This is a genomic window from Micromonospora sp. URMC 107 (assembly GCF_051386315.1).
In the GTDB taxonomy this organism is placed as follows: domain Bacteria; phylum Actinomycetota; class Actinomycetes; order Mycobacteriales; family Micromonosporaceae; genus Micromonospora.
This window is the reverse complement of sequence record NZ_JBPQTK010000277.1, coordinates 1-1,247: the sequence shown is the minus strand read 5'-3', so window position 1 is coordinate 1,247 and position 1,247 is coordinate 1. Positions and strand designations below refer to the sequence as shown.

The 1,247-nt window shown below is 76.1% G+C and carries 3 protein-coding genes; 1 reads left to right on the top strand and 2 read right to left on the bottom strand.

Annotated elements, in window-relative coordinates:
• Positions 1 to 10: 10 nt before the first annotated feature.
• Together ACSNN9_RS28480 and ACSNN9_RS28475 are read right to left on the bottom strand one after the other, a co-directional pair.
• On the bottom strand, positions 11 to 589 hold the full coding sequence (locus ACSNN9_RS28480; protein WP_436676392.1) for a Clp protease N-terminal domain-containing protein: 579 nt from the start codon (positions 587 to 589) through the stop codon (positions 11 to 13).
• Positions 589 to 825 (bottom strand): HTH domain-containing protein, encoded by a 237-nt coding sequence (locus ACSNN9_RS28475; RefSeq protein WP_089001290.1) that lies wholly within the window; start codon positions 823 to 825, stop codon positions 589 to 591. Before ACSNN9_RS28475 ends, ACSNN9_RS28480 begins: the two co-directional genes overlap by 1 nt.
• An 82-nt stretch (positions 826 to 907) precedes the next feature.
• On the opposite strand from ACSNN9_RS28475, the gene ACSNN9_RS28470 reads away from it, so the two are divergent.
• Positions 908 to 1,096, top strand: a complete 189-nt coding sequence (locus ACSNN9_RS28470) for a hypothetical protein (RefSeq protein ID WP_436676391.1) — start codon at positions 908 to 910, stop codon at positions 1,094 to 1,096.
• The last annotated feature ends 151 nt before the right edge of the window (positions 1,097 to 1,247 follow it).

The following is a 1,247-nucleotide window of genomic DNA, read 5'->3' as shown; positions in this document are numbered from 1 at the left end:
GGGGTGGAGGTCAGGCCGGGGTGCGGAGGGCGGTCTCCACGCGGCGGCGCAGGTCGTCGAGGTCGGCCCCGGCCTCGGTGAGCACCAGGGCGCCGAGCCCGTGCCCCTCGCGGAGCACGCCGAGCAGGATGTGCTCCGTGCCGATGTGGCGGTGGCGTAGTCGCAGCGCCTCCCGCAACGCCAGCTCCAGCACCTTCCTGGCGCGCGGGGAGAAGGGGCCGCCCGCGTACCGCCGGCGACCCCAGCGGCGGCGCGGCGCCGGCGCGGCCTCGCGCAGCGCGTCCGGGCCGAAGGACTCCTCGATCCGGGCCACGATGGCGGCCAGGTCGATGCCGATCTCGCGCAGGGCGGCGGCGTCGGCGTCGCCGAGGCCGGTGGCCCCCCGCTCGGCGTGCCGGCGGACGCGGGCCCGCAGGTCGTCGGCGCGCAGACCGGCGTCGGCGAGCACCCGGGCGGCGAGGCTCTCGCCGTCGGCGAGCAGGGCGAGCAGCAGGTGCTCGGTGCCGACGGGCCGCAGGCCCTCGGTCCGGGCCTCGTCCCGGGCGTGCCGCACGACCGTGCGGGCCCGGTCGGTGAACCGTTCGAACATCACGCCTCCCAGGAGGATCCGACCGCCGGACGCCCGGCGTGCTTCTTGTGGACCGCCTGCCGGCTGACCTCGAGCTCGTCGGCGATCTCCTGCCAGGACCAGCCCTGTCGACGGGCGTTGTCCACCTGGACCACCTCGAGCCGCTCCAGCAACCGGCGCAGCGCGCGGACGGCGCGCAGCCCGACCCGGGGGTCGGTGCTGCCGGCTGCCGCCGCGAGTTCCGTTGCCTGACTCATGTCGTCAACTTACGTTGACATCGGGGCAATGTCAACCCATGTTGACACCCGCGTGCGGTCGACCCGGTGCTACCGTCCGCCGGTGCCCTCTCCCGCCGGCCGCCGCGCCGAGCCCACCATGCCCGGTGAGGTGCGTCGCCTCCCGCTCGGCGAGGTCACGCTGGAGCTCGCCGGCGGCAGCGTGGAGGAGCAGGGCGGTCAGCGTGCAGCCGGTCAGCTGGGCCAGTTCCGCGCCGGCGGCGTCCGGGTCCACGCCGCCGCGCCCCGCTGACCGGCGCTGTCGAACGCAGACGCCGCTGAGAGCGTCCGCCGACACGGACGCCGCTGGCCGACACCCCGGATGCGGGGTGCCGGCCAGCGGCGTCATTCCTTGCGGGGTCAGCTGTTCCAGTGCTCGGCGACGAGGTCGGCGGCCTGCTGTT

Bases quoted from the DNA above. Each gene is read 5' to 3' on its own strand.
- ACSNN9_RS28480 (WP_436676392.1), bottom strand. From the start codon at position 589: ATGTTCGAACGGTTCACCGACCGGGCCCGCACGGTCGTGCGGCACGCC.
- ACSNN9_RS28475 (WP_089001290.1), bottom strand. From the start codon at position 825: ATGAGTCAGGCAACGGAACTCGCGGCGGCAGCCGGCAGCACCGACCCC.